Below are 16832 nucleotides of genomic sequence, written 5' to 3'. Positions count from 1 at the left end.
TTTGCCATTTCATAAATAACATTAAAGTGATGTGGCAAACACCTGAAAAATAAATAAGGAATAAATCACTATGGGCTCGCCGCTTTCCAGACAATTAACGCACCGTTTTTTCCGCTATCTCGCGATCACCAGCCAGAGCGATCCCAAAGTCAAAACCCTGCCCTCAACGCCGGGCCAGCACGACATGGCGCGGGAGCTGGCGCAGGAGCTGTCACAGCTGGGTTTAGACGACATTGTTATTGATGAATTCGCCACGGTAACGGCGGTTAAAAAAGGCAACGTGCCCGGTGCGCCGCGCATCGGCTTTATTACCCATATTGATACCGTGGACGTGGGATTATCACCGGATATTCATCCACAAATATTAACCTTTACCGGTGAAGATCTCTGTCTGAATAAAGAGAAAGACATCTGGCTGCGGGTTAACGAGCATCCTGAAATTCTGGCGTATCCGAATGAGGAGATTATTTTCAGCGACGGAACCAGCGTATTGGGCGCGGATAATAAATCGGCGGTCACGGTGGTCGTGACGGTGCTGGAAAACCTGACCGCGGAACATCAGCACGGGGATATCGTCGTGGCGTTTGTGCCTGACGAAGAGATCGGCCTGAACGGTGCAAAAGCGCTGGACCTTAAGCGCTTTGACGTCGACTTCGCCTGGACTATCGACTGCTGCGAGCTGGGGGAAATTGTCTACGAGAATTTTAATGCGGCAGCCGCTGAAATCCGCTTTACCGGCGTAACGGCGCACCCGATGTCCGCCAAAGGCGTGCTGGTGAATCCCCTGCTGATGGCGACTGACTACATCAGCCATTTTGACCGCCAGCAAACGCCGGAGTGCACCGAGGGGCGTGAGGGCTATGTCTGGTTTAACGGCATTCAGGCCGGACAGAACGAGGCCGTTCTTAAGGCCAATATCCGCGACTTTGACAAGGACAGCTTTGCCGCCCGCAAGCAGCAGATTGCCAACGTTGCCGCGCGGATTGCCGCCCAGTATCCAACGGCCAGGGTGGACTATCGCATTGAAGATACCTACAGCAATATCAGCAATGCGATTGGAGAGGACAGACGCGCCATCGATCTGATGTTCGAGGCGATGAAATCGCTCGGCATCACGCCGAAGCCGACGCCCATGCGTGGCGGTACCGACGGCGCGGCGCTCTCGGCAAAAGGGCTGCTCACGCCGAACTTCTTCACCGGCGCGCATAACTTCCACTCGAAGTTTGAATTCCTGCCGCTGTCGTCGTTCGAGGCGTCTTATAAGACTGCCCTGCAGATCTGCCTGCTGGCCGCCCGCTAAGCGGGCTTGCGCGCCAGCATCGTGGCAAAGCGCAGCTTGATGCGGTTACCGTTTTCATCGGTGCGGTGGAGTTCGCCAACGTCTTCATTGTATTTGAGCAACTCCCAGCCTTCGTAGTAGTTGCTCAGCTCACCGCTTTTGAACGCAAACGGGAAGCCGACGGTGCACGGGTAATCCGCCGTGTCCATCGCGGCAACAATCAGGTTGTAGCCGCCGGGTTTGGTGCAGCGCTGCATGTTAGCGATAAGTCCCGGGATGGTTTTTGACTCCAGGAACATCAGCACCACGGTGGAGAGAATGAAATCGTACTCGCCGTCAAAACTCAGGTTGTTGAGATCTTTGATCGCCGTATGGAGGTTATCGATCCCTTCTTCCGCCTTGATGCGCTCGATATTCTCGATGCTCATCGGGTTCTTATCCCACGCGGTCACCTCGTAACCGTTGGCCGCCAGATAAAGGCTGTTGCGGCCATTGCCGCAGCCCAGGTCCAGCGTTTTGCCCGGTTTAATCTGTGCCGCACTGAACAGCACCTCTGAATGGGTGCGGGTTAAGCCATATTTCTCTGTAAAGTAATTCTCGTCGACGGTCATTATTTTTTTCCTGAGCCTGCATAATCTGAAAGTGCATTCTGAATGCCATTTTAAGGCGTTTACCGTCTTGTTGCCAACCGTTCGAAAACCGAAAAATTTGCTACGTTTAGTTAAGACGCTTATCAGAGACCTAAAGATGAATAAATATCGCCTTAGCGACGAAACCCGCCTCTGGCAATGGAAAAACGGCGAAACTACCCACTCCGTCACGCTGCGGCAGATTATCGCGACGGCGGATTTTAACGACGTGACGGTCGGGACGAGAGGCGGATGGATTGATGATGAGCGCGCCCTCGCGCAGGACGGCGTCTGTTGGATCTACGACGAAAACAGCGTGGTGTTCGCCGGTGCAACCGTGTCCGGCAACGCGCGGCTTACCCTGCCTTGCATCGTTAGCCACGACGCGCATATCAGCGGCAGCTGCTGGCTGGACGGGGCGGAGGTAAGCCACGGAGCACGCATAAGTGACAATGTCACCGTTCAGCACTCCTGCGTGCGGGGCGAGTGCCATATCTACGGTGAAGCGCGCGTGCTGCACAACAGCGTTATCATTGCCGCCAAAGGGCTGACGCCGGATCATGACCAGATCCTGCAAATCTACGATAAGGCGACGGTGAGCCAGTCGCGCATTGTGCATCAGGCACAAATCTACGGCGAGGCGATGGTGAATTTTGCCTTTATTGAGCACCGCGCCGAAGTCTTCGACAACGCGATCCTCGAGGGTAACGAACTCAACAACGTGTGGGTGTGCGACTGCGCAAAGGTCTATGGCAACGCCCGCGTGATTGCCGGTTATGACGACGATGCTATTCCGACGGTGCGCTACAGCTCTCAGATTGTGGAGAATGCGGTGGTGGAAGGAAACTGCGTCATCAAGCATCACGTCCTGATTGGCGGTCAGGCCTGGCTGCGCGGCGGGCCGATCATGCTGGATGATAAGGTGGTGATCCAGGGACGCGCGCGGATCAGCGGGGACGTGCTGATCGAACATCGGGTTGAAATCACAGATGATGCGGTCATTGAAGCGTTTGCCGGGGAGAGCATTCACCTGCGCGGCGAAAAGGTGATTAACGGCGACCAGCGCATCACCCGCACCCCGCTGCTGGGAGCGTTATAGGACGTAGATCTTTCCGTAGATATTCACATCGTCAAAGCGGCCATTCAGGTATTCCGCTTCCCGCAGGCACCCTTCCAGCGTAAAACCGTTGCGGACGGCAACGCTGTTGCTGTGCTGATTCGCCACCCGACACTTGATCACAAAACGGCGGATCTCTCCGCGCTCAGCGTAGTAGCGCATAAAAGCCTGCAGTGACCGGGAGAGAATGCCCTGCCCCTGATGGGCTTCATCCAGCCAGTAGCCGATGTATCCGGCTTTGTTGGCTGGCTCAATCGCATTGAACGACAGCACGCCGACCAGCGCATCACTCTTGAAGATCAAAAACATTTTGGCGTAGCCGCGCTGATGCAGCATCTGATTGCTCTGCACGTTGCGGCGGGTATCCTCCTCGCTGCCGACGTGCTGCGCCCAGTCAAAGGCGGTTTGCAAAAAGGTTTTGTTTTTGACGACGAGATTATGCAGATCGGCGGCGTAGCGCTCTTCGACGGCGCGAAGCTCGAGAGCGTCAGATACCGGGATTATTTCGGATTTTGCTGCGGTCATTGCCCCTCACCCTATCCCTCTCCCGAAGGGAGAGGGAATCGATCGTTAACGCATTATCCGGTCGTCAACGTAGATACGTTTATCCGGCGCCGGTGGGAAATACTGGTACAGCCAGGTTTCACTGATGGCATCGCCCTGACAGCGCAGGAACAGGCGCATATCCACCGGCTCCGTTGAATCCGACGTCGGATACCAGTCAAACAGGATGCGATAGCCGTCAAACGGCTCAACGTAGAGGATCTCAACCTGCTTCGCTTCACCGCTGGAGAGCGTAATCACCGGCTCGATGCCTTTTGGCGCAGCGGCCTTCAGGTCGCCGCCGACGAAGTCGATGGCAAAGCGACGGGCCCACACTTTCGGGTAATTTTCGCCCGGTGCCCAGCCTTCCGGGAAGCCGCCCATGCCGGTACGGGTGGCGAAGACGTTGGCCAGCGGAGAACGCACCGGCGGCATGGCGCTCCAGTAGAGGCGATATTTGAAGTCCAGCTCGTCGCCCGCTTTCACCGCTTTTTCCGGCTGCCAGAAGCAGACCACGTTATCCAGCGTTTCGCCGGTGGTCGGGATCTCCATCAGGCCAACCGCGCCTTTCCCCCAGTTGTTACGCGGTTCCACCCACAGGCTCGGGCGTTTGTTATACCAGCCCATCACGTCCTGATAGTGCGAGAAATCGCGGTCGAGCTGCAGCAGGCCGAAACCTTTCGGGTTTTTGTCCATATAGGCGTTGAACTGCAGCTTCTGCGGGTTGTTCAGCGGACGACAGATCCACTCCCCGTTGCCGCGCCACATTGCCAGGCGGTCGGAGTCATGAATTTGCGGGTGAATGGTGTCACACATGCGGCGTTCGTTATTGCCGCAGCTGAACATGCTGGTCATCGGCGCGATGCCGAGCTGCTTGATGTCCTTTCGCGCGTAGAGATGGTTTTCCACCTCCATAATCACCTGGCTCTTCTCGCAGTGGATCACGAATTTATAGGCACCCGTGATGCTCGGGCTGTCCAGCAGGGTATAGACGGTAAAAGTCGTGTCGCCGGGCTTGACGGTTTCAAACCAGAATGACGTGAAATCGGGAAACTCTTCCGGCGTATCGGTAAAGGTATCTACCGCCAGACCGCGGGCAGACAGGCCGTACTGGTAGGTGTCATCCACCGCGCGGAAATAGCTCGCGCCCAGGAAAGAGACGATATCGCGACGCGCCAGCTCCGGCGCCTTAAAGGCGCGGAAGCCCGCAAACCCGAGATCGCTTTGCCCTTCCAGCTGTTTGGTATCCACACCCGTTTCACCGTAGCTGAACAGCTCCGGACGGAAGTGGATCTCGCGCGCCATAGAGGTCGACTGGTCCAGCGAGAACATCCGCACGCGGCGGCGGAACCCCATCCCCATATGGAAGAACTGCACGTCCAGCTGACGCCCTTCAATGTTGTTCCACAGTGACTGTTTTTCATCGTAGCGGATGGCGTTGTACGCCTGCGGCGTCATGGTTGCCAGCGTGTCCGGCAGCGGACGCGGCGCGCCACCCCACGGGGTTTTCGCCAGGTCATGCGCCATGGATTGCAGTACGGAGAAGTCGAAACGACGGCTCTGGCCGTCAGCAATGTCAGAGTCGGCAGCGTATGCCGCTTTGGAAAACAGGGAAGCAAGGCCAGATGTGCCGCTCAGGGCTGCCACTGCCAGCGAGCCTTTTAGAAAACGTCTGCGATTCATGCCTGGAAAAACGTCCTTATGGTCGTGTGAATGTGTTTCGCGCTCGGCGAAATGACGGCAAGAAAGAACGCACAGCCTAAACAAAAATGGTTAAGAATCCAATTGTTGGCCGGTGATTATATGAACAAAGTGAGAAATATTTTCTGTCGACCAGAACGGCCCGAAAGTGGTGTAAAAAACAGTAAATACACAAAATCATTCATGCTGGATCAAGGCGGCAATTCTGAGAATCCCCAGGAGCTTACTTAAGTAAGTGACTGGGGTGAACAGACGTAGCCAACGCAGAGGTAGCTTGAAGGATGAAGTGTATTAAAAATGCCCCGTCAGGACATCAGCTGACGGGGCGAATGAGGCGGTTATTTTACGCTGACATCGATACCCGGGAAGTACTTATCAGCGAGTTTAGCGATCGTGCCGTCGGCACGTACTTTATCAATCGCGGCATCAAGCTGCTTTTTGGTGGCCTCGTCACCTTTACGCAACCCAAAACCGATCCCACTGCCGAGGATAGTGTCGTCAGACACCGGTTTGCCGATGAAGCCAAACCCTTTCCCCTGCGGCTTGCTGAGGAAACCTGCCTGCCCGGCCGCGGACATGACCAGCGAGGCGTCGATACGGCCATTCAGCAGATCGCCCCAGGCCATATTCTGATCTTTATAAGACACCACGGTGACACCCTGCTTTTCCCAGTGCTCTTTGGCATAGGTTTCCTGAATGGATCCCTGCAGCACGCCGATGGTTTTACCCTTCAGCCCTTCTGGCGTTGCCTCAACCGCCGTGCCGGCCTTGCCGACCAGCTGCGACGGTATACGGTAGATCGGCTGGGTAAAATCAATGCTCTTGCGGCGCTGCTCGGTGATGTTCATCGCCGAGTTGATGGCATCAAATTTCTTCGCCACCAGGCCCGGGATCAGCGCATCAAAGGAGGTTTCAACCCAGCTGCACTTCAACGCTGCCGCTTTGCAGATGGCATTCCCCAGCTCAACGTCAAACCCTTCCAGTTCGCCCGCCGCATTGCGGCTCTCAAACGGCGGGTATTCCGCTTCCAGCCCGTAACGCAGCTCGGTGGCCGCGAAGGAAGAAAAAGTACACAGCAATCCCATGCCGACAACTAACGCGCGTAATTTCATCTAATACTCCTCAGCGTGGTTTAACCCGACACAGGGCCTGGGCACCTGCCCGTAACGTCGCCTCATCTTTCGCAAAAGAGAGACGAATCAATTTATTATCCGTACCGTCCGCATAAAACGCCGACAGCGGAATGGTGGCAACGCCGTACTCAACGATCAGCCGTTTCACCAGCTCGCTGTCGCGTTCGTCGCTGAACTGGCTGTAGTCCGCCAGCATGAAGAACGATCCGGCGCTCGGCAGCAGCGTAAACGGTGAATCGGCCAGCAGGCTGTGCAGCAGATCGCGCTTGCGCTGGTAAAACGCAGACAGCGATAGCCAGGTTTGCGGGTCGACCATATGCTCAGCAAACGCGTGCTGCATTGGCGTATCGGCAGAAAACATTAAAAATTGATGCACTTTACAAATCTCGTCCATCAGTACCGCCGGTGCAACACAGTAACCCACGCGCCATCCGGTGACGTGATAGGTTTTTCCGAAAGAGGAAATAATCACGCTGCGCTCCGCCAGCTGCGGGTGCGTGGCCATCCCGTGGTGCGGCTCACCGTCAAAAACGACGTGTTCGTACACTTCGTCAGACAAAATAATGATGTCGGTGTTGCGCGTCAGCGCCGCCAGCTGCTGCAGGTCACTGGCGGAGAAGACCTGACCGCTCGGGTTGTGCGGCGTATTGATGATGATCATGCGCGTGCGCGGCGTGATCGCGGCGCGAACCTCATCCCAGTTGACGGCAAAATCCGGCACCGTGAGCTTGATGGCGATCGGGGTTGCCCCCTGCAGACGAACAATCGGCGCGTAGCTGTCAAAGGACGGCTCAAAGTAGATCACCTCATCGCCCGGATGTACCAGCCCGCTAATCGCCGAATAGAGCCCTTCGCTGGCGCTGGCGGTCACCAGCACCTCGCTGGCAGGGTCATACTGCGTGCCGTAGAGCGTAGCAATTTTATCGGCAATACGTTCCCTGAGCGGCTGCAGGCCGGTCATCGACGCGTACTGGTTGTGCCCCGCCTCCATTGCGCGGGTGACGCCCGCAATCAGCTTCGGGTCGCAGGAAAAATTCGGTGCGCCCTGAGAAAGGTTAATCGCGTTATGCTGCGCCGAGAGCTGGCCGATAACGGTAAAAATGGTGGTTCCCACATCCGGCAGTTTGGAGCGCGTTTGCACAGGCGTTCGTAAAGTCATCCTCTTTCCCTTCTCATGGATATTGCATAACTATTCAAACAACATCTGTGCTGTCGGGACAATCGAATTGTTGTCATAATAGCCATGAGAAAAATGCATAGCTGAGGTGTTTTCTATGTCACGCCGTTCGCTCCCCCTTAATGCCATCGACGCATTTTTAGTCACCGCGCGTCACCTCAATCTTACCCATGCCGCGGCGGAACTGTGTCTGACGCAAGGGGCCGTGAGCCGCAAGATTGCCTCCCTTGAGGCGTGGTTTGGCTTTCCGCTTTTTGAACGCCACGCGCGCGGGCTGCGCCTCTCACCGCAGGGTAGCGCCCTGCTTCCGGAGCTGCAGTCCGCTTTCGAGCAGCTGCTGTCCGTGGCCGACCAGGCCCGCAGCCAGCACACGGTGATCCGGCTGAAGGCGCCCACCTGCGCCATGCGCTGGCTGGTGCCGCGCCTGCTGGAGGTGGAGCGCGAGCATCCGGATCTGCAAATTGCGCTGACCACCACAACCGATCACAACGTCAATTTCAAAACCGAATCTTACGACGCGGCCATCGTGTTCGGCACGCACATGAGCGCAGGCGATCTTCTGTTCGACGAGGCGCTCACCCCGGTGATAAGCCCGGTGCGTGCGGGGGCAGCGCTGGGATCGCTGACGTTTCTGCACCCCACAAGGGATAAGACGGACTGGTCGCTGTGGCTGGCGAAACAGGAAGGTCCGGGCTTTGCCATGCACAAAAATCAACACTTCGACACGATGGATCTCGCCATTACGGCCGCCATTCAGGGGCTCGGCGTCGCCATCGCCGACGAAACGCTGGTGGCAGAAGATGTTCACGCTGGAAGGCTGGTGCGGCCCTATGAGGCAAGCATAAAAACCGGCGCAAGCTACCGGCTGGTGCTGCGCGAAACGCCAGGCGAGGAAAATGGTCTCGCGGCGTTTCGCGCCTGTTTGCTTAATCGAGGCTGACGTGGTGCTTCATTACCCGCTTGAAGAGGCTCATGCGGGCGCGCATAAAGCGGTTTTCAAGCCTGAAAGCTGCATGTTTATTCACGCCAATGCGTAACAGCACGTCCCGCCCTTTGCGACACGCGGGCCAGTGCGTCGGCCCGGGCAGGATCTCGCGAGGACCCGCGTCACGCGCAAAACTCACCCAGTAATCGGCCACCTGGGCAGCAAACTGCAGATCCCGCTCATTGACATACTGGCGTGAAGGCTCCACCTGGCCGAGCGTATCAAAGACGTAAGGCACTTCATTGCCGTGCCACGCGCCGTTAATATAGGTGGCATGTTCCGCTTCCGCGACATAGTCAAACCAGTAACGCCAGCACAGTCCACCGACGCGCTGCTGGGCCTGCATCACCACATAGCCCATCGTGGTGAACGCCATGTCGCGGCACACCTGTCTGCCCAGCTCTTCATCGCCCTTCACGCCCGGATAGAGCAGCTTAATCAGCCCCAGCCCGAAGCGGCGCTCCCGGCGAAGCTTCTGAATTTGTCCGGCGAGATCGATGCCAAACACCGCCATCACGCTGGCTTCATCGCTGTTAGAGCCAATCATCACCGGCACCGGATGCTGACGGGCGGCGAAAAAGACGTCCAGAATGGCTTCCGGCAGAACACAGTCTCCAGCGATAGGCGCCGGGGCGACGTTCAGCGGCGCGGTGAGCGGCCAGAACGCCTCGGGCGGAATGGCGCGCAGCTGCCCGGCGGTCGCATTTTCCAGCCCGAAATGGGCGGCCAGCGCTTCCCCTTTTTGCAGCGCCTGCTCGCGCGGCGTGTCCGGCAAGGTGTATCCGCTCTGCACAATCGCCTTGTGGAATAATCCTGCTGCCAGCGGAGAGGCCAGCAGAGAAAGCACGCTGCGCGCGCCGGCGGATTCGCCAAACAGGGTCACATTAGCGGGATCCCCGCCAAACCCGGCGATATTCTCCCGCACCCATTCGAGCGCGGCGATCTGATCCAGCAGGGCAAAATTATGCACCACGCGCCCTTCCTCGCCTTCCAGCGCGGGATGGGCGAAAAAGCCGAGATGGCCGAGACGGTAGTTAATCGTGACCACAACCACGCCGCGCGTAGCCAGCGCTTTGCCGTTATACGGCGGCAGGCCCCCGGCACCAATCGTAAAGCCACCTCCGTGCAGCCAGACCATAACCGGGAGCGGCTCGGCGCGCTCTGCCGGAGACCAGACGTTAAGGTAGAGGCAGTCTTCGGAAAACTGGCCCGGATCGCCCCCGCCCAGCTCCTGACAATACTCGCTGCTTTGCCAGCTTGAGGCGGAGAAGGCCCTGGCCTCACGCAGGCCATCCCAGGGTTCAGGCGGCCGGGGCGAGCGCCAGCGCCACTCCCCCACGGGCGGTGCGGCGTAGGGAATACCGCACCAGACGTGGACATTTTCATCGGTTAAACCAGACAGTGCGCCCTGGCGCGTTTCAACCACAGGGGCGGAAGGATTTTGCATAACGACCTTAATTTTTCCATCACACCCCAGCAGAGTAACGATTTCAGAGCAAACCGCAACGCTGTTTGCTGCGCGTTTCAGCCTCCTGGTAGAGCGTAAACTCGTCATACACCGGGCAGCCCAGCGCGTCTTCAAACGCATCGCGGCTGGCGTTACCGTGGCTGCGGGCCTGGGTTTCGTTCCCGAGATTGGACTGGAAAATCCCCGCGGCGCTGACCGGGAGAAAATCTTCGTAGGTGATGGGCTGGGCAACCACCCATCCGCGCTCGATCAGCGGCTGAGGATCGTCGCCCGGACGAAACGCATGCCGATGCGCTTCACCCGCAGGCGTCAGGCGGTAGCGGAAATACGCCAGCTCCTGACGGCGCATGAGCATTTCGCTGTCCGGGAAGGCGCTAAAGATCTCCCGCAGGTGCAGCTGATGCGTCAGGTTATCTTTGCCGGTACCGGCCTGGGCGAGGAGGCTATCGTACAGTTCCCGGCCTTTTTGCGTCAGCGCCACGCCGCGCTGCTCAATCTCACCGAAGCGCGCGGTGTGGGTTCCTTTATGTTCCCCGGCAAACAGCACCGGCTCTTCCAGCGCCTTGAAGCTGGTTTGACGCAGTAATACGGGCACCTCGCGACGCGGCGGCCCTTCGATCAGAATTTTTGGCTCGATACCGTACTTCGGCATCAGCTCCTGCACCCGGTCAATATCCAGCGTGCGCGGCGTGAGGTGGTTAATATGGCAGCCCGGGAAGCAGACCACGTCGGCGATCAGGCGATGCTCGTTGCTCAGGGCCAGATAGGTCTCCCGATCGACCGTCGCATGGCGGTGCCAGCGGAAGGTTTCCACCGCTTCCTGCACAAACTCGTGGGCCTGTGCGTCAGTAAAGTGCCCTTCCGACTCGTGGAGGTCAAGCAGTTCCAGACAGCGGGGGGTGAAGATGTTCCGGTGAGAGAGGATCTCCGCGGCACGTTCGCGCAGCGCGACGTTTTCAATCAGCTCAAGACGCAGCAGCGAGGTAAAGATACGAAACGGATTCCGGCACAGCGCCGCGTCTTCTATCGGACGAAACGCCGTTGAGTGGACGGGCACCCCCGCTTGAGAGAGATCGTAATAGCTGACCGGGTACATGCCCATAATGGCAAACATACGGCGCAGGGTTGAAAGTTCCTGTGCCGTGCCGACGCGGATCGCCCCGTGACGCTCCACGTTCAGGCGCGCAAGCTCATCGGCGTTAGCCAGTTGTTCATGTAATAGTGGATTATTTTCCAGAACCGCCAGGTTTACGTCCGCAACCAGTTCGAGCAAGGTGCCGTACTGCGGAACTTCCTGCTGGTACATCGCCGACATAGCCTGCGAAAAGTGTTCCCGAATGTCATCAGCCGTGATGGTGTTCGCCATGATGTCATGCCTCCAGTGAATATTACCTGGAGTGTAGAGAAACCCGTTCCTTCCGGGGGGAAAGATTTCTGATTTGTGATCTTAAGACGACAGTGGTCAAACCGTGCGCTACGGGTCCCTGAACAGCGCCGAACGGAACCGCCCTTTATGCTCAACTCTTTTATCCAGGATTTTCCTTATAATTATTTAGGGTTCCGCTTTCTAGCTATAAAGGAGTATTTTTTGGTTCTCTCCTGAATGCAAATTAACCAATTCGAGTACGCCATTATTTTTATCCTCACCTTTCAAATTTTTAGCCTGAAGTTAGGATTAATCTGAATAGTTGTTTACAAGTCCTTCCTGTCTATCCATATTTCCATTTTAAGCGAAGCGCAAATTTACAAATATTTAAAAATAACGCAACCGCAAATAGCAAAACGCATTTGACGGATGCCGAACACCGACTAGAGTTATTACTCGAACGACGAGTGATACGGAATATTTTTCGTATCGTACTGACATAACCAATATATGACTAAGAGGTTTAATATGGCAGAGCATCGTGGTGGTTCCGGTAATTTCGCTGAAGACCGTGAAAAAGCATCAGAAGCTGGACGTAAAGGTGGCCAGCATAGCGGTGGGAACTTTAAAAACGATCCGCAACGCGCATCTGAAGCGGGTAAGAAAGGGGGACAGAACAGTCACGGCGGAGGCCGTAAATCTGATAACTCCTGATCTTATTTAATACTCTTTTAATAATACCAGAGAGCATGCTGCGGGCTGAAAAGCTCGCAGTACCCTTTCTTTATTTTACCGGAGCGTAATTATTATGAATATGAAAAGCGTCGAGGATGTCTTTATTCATCTTCTGTCGGATACCTACAGCGCAGAAAAGCAGCTTACCCGAGCGTTAAGCAAGCTTGCCCGCGCCGCGTCCAGCGAGAAGCTGAGCGCCGCTTTTACCGCGCACCTGGAAGAGACGCAGGGTCAGATCGAACGTATCGACCAAATCGTCGTGCAGGAAGACGGTATCAAGCTTAAGCGCATGAAATGCGTGGCGATGGAAGGTTTAATTGAAGAAGCCAATGAAGTCATCGAAAGCACGGAAAAAAATGAAGTACGTGATGCCGCACTTATTGCCGCCGCGCAAAAAGTCGAACATTACGAAATTGCCAGCTACGGTACCCTTGCCACATTAGCAGAACAACTGGGCTATAAAAAAGCCGTTAAGCTTCTTGCCGAAACGCTGGAAGAAGAAAAAGAGACCGACCTTAAACTCACCGACCTGGCCGTAGGAAATATTAACCAAAAAGCGCAGAAATGACGCAATAAAAAGGTTAAATAAAATGAGCATCAGTCCCAGGACTATTAAACGGTGCCATTTAGCGGCAGCCATAATATGGTTCATTCTCGCTATCCCCTCTGTAATATGGTGGAAGAATAGCGTGCTATGGGTCATTATCATCAGTATTTACGCCAATATTGTCGGCCATTTATCTGGCTACAGTGCCGCGCGTGCCGATCAGGCTGCTGAAAGTGAGACCAAATAAGCGAACCCCTAATGAGGATACAATGATGAATCACGTAGAACACTACCATGACTGGCTACGCGATGCCCATGCGATGGAAAAGCAAGCCGAATCTATGCTGGAATCCATGGCCAGCCGTATCGATAATTATCCTGATGTTCGCGCCAGAATTGAGCAGCATATTAATGAGACAAAACGGCAAATTACATTGCTGGAAGAAATCCTCGACCGTAATGATATTTCTCGTTCGGTTTTAAAAGATTCGATGAGCAAAATGGCGGCGCTCGGGCAGTCCATCGGCGGCATGTTCCCGTCTGATGAGATCGTGAAGGGCTCGATCAGCGGTTATGTTTTCGAACAGTTTGAAATAGCCTGTTATACCTCCCTGCTGGCGGCGGCCAAAAAAGCGGGCGACACCGCCTCGATACCTGCGATTGAGACGATTCTGGCTGAGGAACGCGAAATGGCCGACTGGCTGATTCGTCATATTCCGCAGACCACGGAACAGTTCCTGCTGCGTTCTGACGCATCGGGCGTCGAAGCGAAAAAATAACCCGGGAGAATCGCCATGTTCCGACACGTCAAACAGCTGCAATACACGGTTCGCGTTGCCGAACCGAACCCTGGCCTCGCCAACCTTTTACTGGAACAGTTCGGTGGGCCCCAGGGCGAACTGGCTGCCGCCTGCCGCTACTTTACGCAAGGATTAAGCGATGACGATCCGGGCCGTAAAGATATGCTGATGGATATCGCGACCGAGGAGCTCAGCCACCTCGAAATCATCGGTACCTTGGTCGGCATGCTGAATAAAGGCGCCAAAGGCGCGCTGGCGGAAGGGGTGGAAAACGAGGCCGAGCTGTATCGGTCCATGACCGAAAACGGCAATGACAGCCACATCACCTCCCTGCTCTACGGTGGCGGCACCCCGCTCACTAACTCGGCGGGCGTGCCCTGGACGGCAGCCTACGTCGATACCATCGGCGAGCCTACGGCGGACCTGCGCTCAAACGTGGCAGCTGAGGCACGCGCGAAAATCATCTATGAACGGCTGATCAACGTGACCGACGATCCCGGCGTAAAAGATGCGCTGGCGTTTCTGATGACGCGCGAGGCGGCGCATCAGCTCTCCTTTGAGAAGGCGCTGCAGTCCATCCGTAATAATTTCCCACCGGGAAAACTGCCGCCAATCGAGGAATTCACCAACAAGTACTACAATATGTCTGAAGGTGGAGAGGTTCGCGGAAGCTGGAACAGCGATAAACATTTCGATTACGTTGAGTCCCCCCAGCCTGCGGTTGACGGCGGCGATGGCAGCGCAAGCGTCACGCTCACGACCGAACAGGCAACCCTGGTCAAGGCGATGTCTGCCCGCACGAAGTCCGATCCACATTCTGACCCGCTGACCGGTGCCGAGCTGGGTGCCGGTAAGACTAAACCGTAATCGGTTTTGCCGGGCAGCCATAAACTGCCCGGCAATTCTCGTGCCCCATCGTTTCAGAGGTACGGACCATGTTCGAACTCGACGCGTTCCATCTGGCCAGAATTCAGTTCGCTTTTACCGTCTCGTTTCATATCCTTTTTCCTGCGATCACCATCGGCCTCGCCAGCTATCTGGTGGTGCTGGAGGGCATGTGGCTGCGCACCAAAAACGACGTCTGGCGATCGTTGTACCACTTCTGGCTCAAGATATTTGCCGTTAACTTTGGGATGGGCGTCGTTTCCGGCCTGGTCATGGCGTACCAGTTTGGCACTAACTGGAGCGGGTTCTCTCAGTTTGCAGGCAGTATCACCGGCCCGCTTCTGACCTATGAGGTGTTAACCGCCTTCTTCCTGGAGGCCGGATTCCTTGGCGTCATGATGTTCGGCTGGAATAAGGTCGGCCCGGGCCTGCACTTCTTTTCAACCTGCATGGTGGCGCTCGGCACGCTGATGTCGACCTTCTGGATCCTCGCCTCCAACAGCTGGATGCATACGCCGCAGGGCTTCACTATTGAGAACGGACAGGTTATCCCGCAGGACTGGCTGGCGATCGTCTTTAATCCCTCCTTCCCTTACCGCCTGATTCATATGGCTATCGCCGCGTTTCTGAGCAGCGCGCTGTTTGTCGGCGCGTCGGGCGCATGGCACCTGCTGCGCGGTAACGATACCCCCGCCGTCCGCACCATGTTTTCCATGGCGATGTGGATGGCGCTGCTGGTCGCGCCCATTCAGGCGGTGGTGGGCGATATGCACGGCCTGAACACGCTTGAGCATCAGCCGGCCAAAATTGCCGCCATTGAGGGGCACTGGGAAAATCCGCCGGGCGAGGCCACTCCGCTGCTGCTGTTTGGCCTGCCGGATATGGACGAAGAGCGCACCAAATACGGTCTGGAGATCCCCGCGCTCGGCAGCCTTATCCTGACCCACAGCCTGGACAAGCAGGTCCCGGCGCTGAAGGATTTTCCGAAAGAAGATCGGCCAAACTCGACCATCGTTTTCTGGTCGTTCCGCGTCATGGTCGGGATGGGGCTGCTGATGATTACCCTCGGGCTGATTAGCGTCTGGCTGCGCTATCGTCATCGACTTTACCACTCGCGTCCGTTCCATTGGTTTGCCCTCTGCATGGGGCCTGCCGGGCTGCTGGCGCTGCTCGCCGGCTGGGTGACCACCGAGGTGGGCCGTCAGCCGTGGGTGGTCTACGGCTATCTGCGCACCATCGACGCGGTATCGCTGCACAGCACCCTGCAGATGAGCATCAGCCTGCTGGCGTTCTTCGTTGTCTACTCATCCGTGTTTGGCGTGGGCTATGTTTATCTTATCCGGCTGATTAAGAAAGGTCCGCAGCCCGTCGATACGCTGACGTCAAATACCTCGGGCACGCCCGCTCGTCCGCTGTCTGCCGCGGAGTCTGTTCCGGAAGAGGAGAGAATCTGATGGGCGTCGATATCGCAGTGATTTGGTTTGCCATCATCGTGTTTGCCACGCTGATGTACATCATTATGGATGGCTTTGATTTGGGCATCGGCCTGCTGTTTAACTTCGTGGGCGATGCGAAAGAGCGCGACGTGATGGTCAACAGCGTGGCGCCAGTCTGGGACGGCAACGAGACCTGGCTGGTACTCGGTGGCGCGGGCCTGTTCGGCGCGTTTCCGCTGGCCTATGCGGTCATTATTGATGCGCTGACAATACCCCTCACCGCGATGCTGATCGGCCTCATCTTTCGCGGCGTCGCCTTTGAGTTCCGCTTCAAAGCCACGCCCTCGCACCGCAAGTTCTGGGACTACTCCTTTGCCGGCGGCTCCCTGCTTGCCACCTTCAGCCAGGGCGTGGTGGTAGGGGCCGTGATCAACGGCTTTGACGTCGAAGGCCGACGTTTTGTCGGCTCTGCGCTAGACTGGCTCACCCCCTTCAACCTCTTCTGCGGCATCGGGCTGGTCGTCGCCTACACGCTGCTGGGCACCACCTGGCTCATCATGAAAAGCGAAGGCGCGCTGCAGGCCCGCATGCGCGAGCTGACCCGCCACGTGCTGCTGGCACTGATGGTCGTCATCGCTGTGGTGAGCATCTGGACGCCGCTCGGCTGGCAGTACGTGGCCGAGCGCTGGTTTACCCTGCCCAACTTCTTCTGGTTCCTGCCGGTTCCGCTCCTGGTCGGGCTGTTCAGCGTGCTGATCTGGCGACTGACCCGCAACCCGGCCAGCCACGCGCGCCCCTTCCTGCTGACGCTGGGGCTTATTTTCCTCGGGTTTAGCGGCCTGGGTATCAGCCTCTGGCCAAACATTATTCCGCCGCACATCACCCTGTGGGAAGCCGCGGCCCCGCCCGCCAGCCAGCTGTTCATGCTGGTAGGCACGTTGCTGATTATTCCGGTGATCCTGGTGTACACCGCCTGGAGCTACTACGTCTTCCGCGGCAAAGTGTCGGATACTGAAGGCTATCACTGAGGA

Annotated in this window: 17 protein-coding genes; 10 read left to right on the top strand and 7 right to left on the bottom strand. The window is 56.7% G+C overall.

Annotated elements, in window-relative coordinates; translation table 11 throughout:
* Positions 1–70 precede the first annotated feature (70 nt).
* Positions 71–1300: a peptidase T gene (pepT, locus tag LA04_RS08995; protein ID WP_047651266.1), complete on the top strand. Its 1230-nt coding sequence runs from the start codon at positions 71–73 to the stop codon at positions 1298–1300.
* Here the strand turns inward: pepT and tehB are convergent.
* The gene (gene tehB / locus LA04_RS08990) at positions 1297–1893 is read right to left on the bottom strand and encodes a tellurite resistance methyltransferase TehB (RefSeq protein ID WP_152594363.1); all 597 of its coding nucleotides are present in this window, start codon (positions 1891–1893) and stop codon (positions 1297–1299) included. The genes pepT and tehB overlap by 4 nt on opposite strands.
* 133 nt (positions 1894–2026) lie before the next feature.
* On the opposite strand from tehB, the gene ydcK reads away from it, so the two are divergent.
* On the top strand, positions 2027–3007 hold the full coding sequence (gene ydcK, locus LA04_RS08985; protein WP_047651264.1) for a YdcK family protein: 981 nt from the start codon (positions 2027–2029) through the stop codon (positions 3005–3007).
* On the opposite strand, the gene rimL is transcribed toward ydcK, so the two are convergent.
* The 4 genes from rimL to LA04_RS08965 form a co-directional block, all read right to left on the bottom strand.
* Positions 3002–3550, bottom strand: a complete 549-nt coding sequence (rimL, locus tag LA04_RS08980) for a 50S ribosomal protein L7/L12-serine acetyltransferase (RefSeq protein WP_047651263.1) — start codon at positions 3548–3550, stop codon at positions 3002–3004. The genes ydcK and rimL overlap by 6 nt on opposite strands.
* Positions 3551–3595: 45 nt before the next feature.
* The gene (locus tag LA04_RS08975) at positions 3596–5251 is read right to left on the bottom strand and encodes a glucan biosynthesis protein D (RefSeq protein ID WP_047651262.1); all 1656 of its coding nucleotides are present in this window, start codon (positions 5249–5251) and stop codon (positions 3596–3598) included.
* Between the two features lie 356 nt (positions 5252–5607).
* The gene (locus LA04_RS08970; RefSeq protein ID WP_025756391.1) at positions 5608–6381 is read right to left on the bottom strand and encodes a transporter substrate-binding domain-containing protein; all 774 of its coding nucleotides are present in this window, start codon (positions 6379–6381) and stop codon (positions 5608–5610) included.
* A gap of 10 nt (positions 6382–6391) precedes the next feature.
* Complete coding sequence (locus LA04_RS08965) at positions 6392–7561, bottom strand: pyridoxal phosphate-dependent aminotransferase (protein ID WP_047651261.1); 1170 nt, start codon at positions 7559–7561, stop codon at positions 6392–6394.
* 115 nt (positions 7562–7676) lie between these two features.
* On the opposite strand from LA04_RS08965, the gene LA04_RS08960 reads away from it, so the two are divergent.
* Positions 7677–8519 carry a LysR family transcriptional regulator gene (locus LA04_RS08960; RefSeq protein ID WP_047651260.1) on the top strand — a complete coding sequence of 281 codons (843 nt, stop codon included), beginning with the start codon at positions 7677–7679 and terminating at the stop codon, positions 8517–8519.
* On the opposite strand, the gene LA04_RS08955 is transcribed toward LA04_RS08960, so the two are convergent.
* Together LA04_RS08955 and hglS are read right to left on the bottom strand one after the other, a co-directional pair.
* Entirely contained in the window at positions 8506–10011 is a 1506-nt protein-coding gene (locus tag LA04_RS08955) for a carboxylesterase/lipase family protein (protein WP_047651259.1), read from the bottom strand. The two genes, LA04_RS08960 and LA04_RS08955, sit on opposite strands and share 14 nt — an antisense overlap.
* A 43-nt stretch (positions 10012–10054) precedes the next feature.
* Entirely contained in the window at positions 10055–11398 is a 1344-nt protein-coding gene (gene hglS, locus LA04_RS08950; RefSeq protein ID WP_047651258.1) for a 2-oxoadipate dioxygenase/decarboxylase HglS, read from the bottom strand.
* 528 nt (positions 11399–11926) lie between these two features.
* On the opposite strand from hglS, the gene LA04_RS08945 reads away from it, so the two are divergent.
* The 7 genes from LA04_RS08945 (at position 11927) to cydB (ending at position 16829) form a co-directional block, all read left to right on the top strand.
* Positions 11927–12112: a general stress protein gene (locus LA04_RS08945; RefSeq protein ID WP_004150795.1), complete on the top strand. Its 186-nt coding sequence runs from the start codon at positions 11927–11929 to the stop codon at positions 12110–12112.
* 94 nt (positions 12113–12206) lie between these two features.
* The gene (locus tag LA04_RS08940; protein WP_047651257.1) at positions 12207–12701 is read left to right on the top strand and encodes a YciE/YciF ferroxidase family protein; all 495 of its coding nucleotides are present in this window, start codon (positions 12207–12209) and stop codon (positions 12699–12701) included.
* Positions 12702–12723: 22 nt separating this feature from the next.
* Positions 12724–12927, top strand: a complete 204-nt coding sequence (locus LA04_RS08935; RefSeq protein ID WP_008502273.1) for a hypothetical protein — start codon at positions 12724–12726, stop codon at positions 12925–12927.
* 25 nt (positions 12928–12952) lie between these two features.
* Positions 12953–13459 (top strand): ferritin-like domain-containing protein, encoded by a 507-nt coding sequence (locus LA04_RS08930; RefSeq protein WP_014883791.1) that lies wholly within the window; start codon positions 12953–12955, stop codon positions 13457–13459.
* A 15-nt stretch (positions 13460–13474) separates the two neighbouring features.
* Positions 13475–14347, top strand: coding sequence for a manganese catalase family protein (locus LA04_RS08925; protein WP_008502274.1), 873 nt, complete (start codon positions 13475–13477; stop codon positions 14345–14347).
* A gap of 68 nt (positions 14348–14415) precedes the next feature.
* Complete coding sequence (locus LA04_RS08920; RefSeq protein ID WP_047651256.1) at positions 14416–15819, top strand: cytochrome ubiquinol oxidase subunit I; 1404 nt, start codon at positions 14416–14418, stop codon at positions 15817–15819.
* Positions 15819–16829, top strand: coding sequence for a cytochrome d ubiquinol oxidase subunit II (gene cydB / locus LA04_RS08915; RefSeq protein WP_047651255.1), 1011 nt, complete (start codon positions 15819–15821; stop codon positions 16827–16829). Before LA04_RS08920 ends, cydB begins: the two co-directional genes overlap by 1 nt.
* The last annotated feature ends 3 nt before the right edge of the window (positions 16830–16832 follow it).

Origin of the sequence: Enterobacter sp. UCD-UG_FMILLET, assembly GCF_000762975.1 — a bacterium.
In the GTDB taxonomy this organism is placed as follows: domain Bacteria; phylum Pseudomonadota; class Gammaproteobacteria; order Enterobacterales; family Enterobacteriaceae; genus Enterobacter; species Enterobacter dykesii.
This window is presented reverse-complemented; position numbering and strand designations above follow the sequence as displayed.

Bases quoted from the DNA above. Each gene is read 5' to 3' on its own strand.
- rimL (WP_047651263.1), bottom strand. From the start codon at position 3,550: ATGACCGCAGCAAAATCCGAAATAATCCCGGTATCTGACGCTCTCGAG.
- ydcK (WP_047651264.1), top strand. From the start codon at position 2,027: ATGAATAAATATCGCCTTAGCGACGAAACCCGCCTCTGGCAATGGAAA.
- LA04_RS08960 (WP_047651260.1), top strand. From the start codon at position 7,677: ATGTCACGCCGTTCGCTCCCCCTTAATGCCATCGACGCATTTTTAGTC.
- LA04_RS08935 (WP_008502273.1), top strand. From the start codon at position 12,724: ATGAGCATCAGTCCCAGGACTATTAAACGGTGCCATTTAGCGGCAGCC.
- LA04_RS08920 (WP_047651256.1), top strand. From the start codon at position 14,416: ATGTTCGAACTCGACGCGTTCCATCTGGCCAGAATTCAGTTCGCTTTT.
- cydB (WP_047651255.1), top strand. From the start codon at position 15,819: ATGGGCGTCGATATCGCAGTGATTTGGTTTGCCATCATCGTGTTTGCC.
- LA04_RS08945 (WP_004150795.1), top strand. From the start codon at position 11,927: ATGGCAGAGCATCGTGGTGGTTCCGGTAATTTCGCTGAAGACCGTGAA.
- LA04_RS08925 (WP_008502274.1), top strand. From the start codon at position 13,475: ATGTTCCGACACGTCAAACAGCTGCAATACACGGTTCGCGTTGCCGAA.
- LA04_RS08940 (WP_047651257.1), top strand. From the start codon at position 12,207: ATGAATATGAAAAGCGTCGAGGATGTCTTTATTCATCTTCTGTCGGAT.
- LA04_RS08970 (WP_025756391.1), bottom strand. From the start codon at position 6,381: ATGAAATTACGCGCGTTAGTTGTCGGCATGGGATTGCTGTGTACTTTT.
- hglS (WP_047651258.1), bottom strand. From the start codon at position 11,398: ATGGCGAACACCATCACGGCTGATGACATTCGGGAACACTTTTCGCAG.
- LA04_RS08930 (WP_014883791.1), top strand. From the start codon at position 12,953: ATGAATCACGTAGAACACTACCATGACTGGCTACGCGATGCCCATGCG.
- pepT (WP_047651266.1), top strand. From the start codon at position 71: ATGGGCTCGCCGCTTTCCAGACAATTAACGCACCGTTTTTTCCGCTAT.
- LA04_RS08975 (WP_047651262.1), bottom strand. From the start codon at position 5,251: ATGAATCGCAGACGTTTTCTAAAAGGCTCGCTGGCAGTGGCAGCCCTG.
- LA04_RS08965 (WP_047651261.1), bottom strand. From the start codon at position 7,561: ATGACTTTACGAACGCCTGTGCAAACGCGCTCCAAACTGCCGGATGTG.
- LA04_RS08955 (WP_047651259.1), bottom strand. From the start codon at position 10,011: ATGCAAAATCCTTCCGCCCCTGTGGTTGAAACGCGCCAGGGCGCACTG.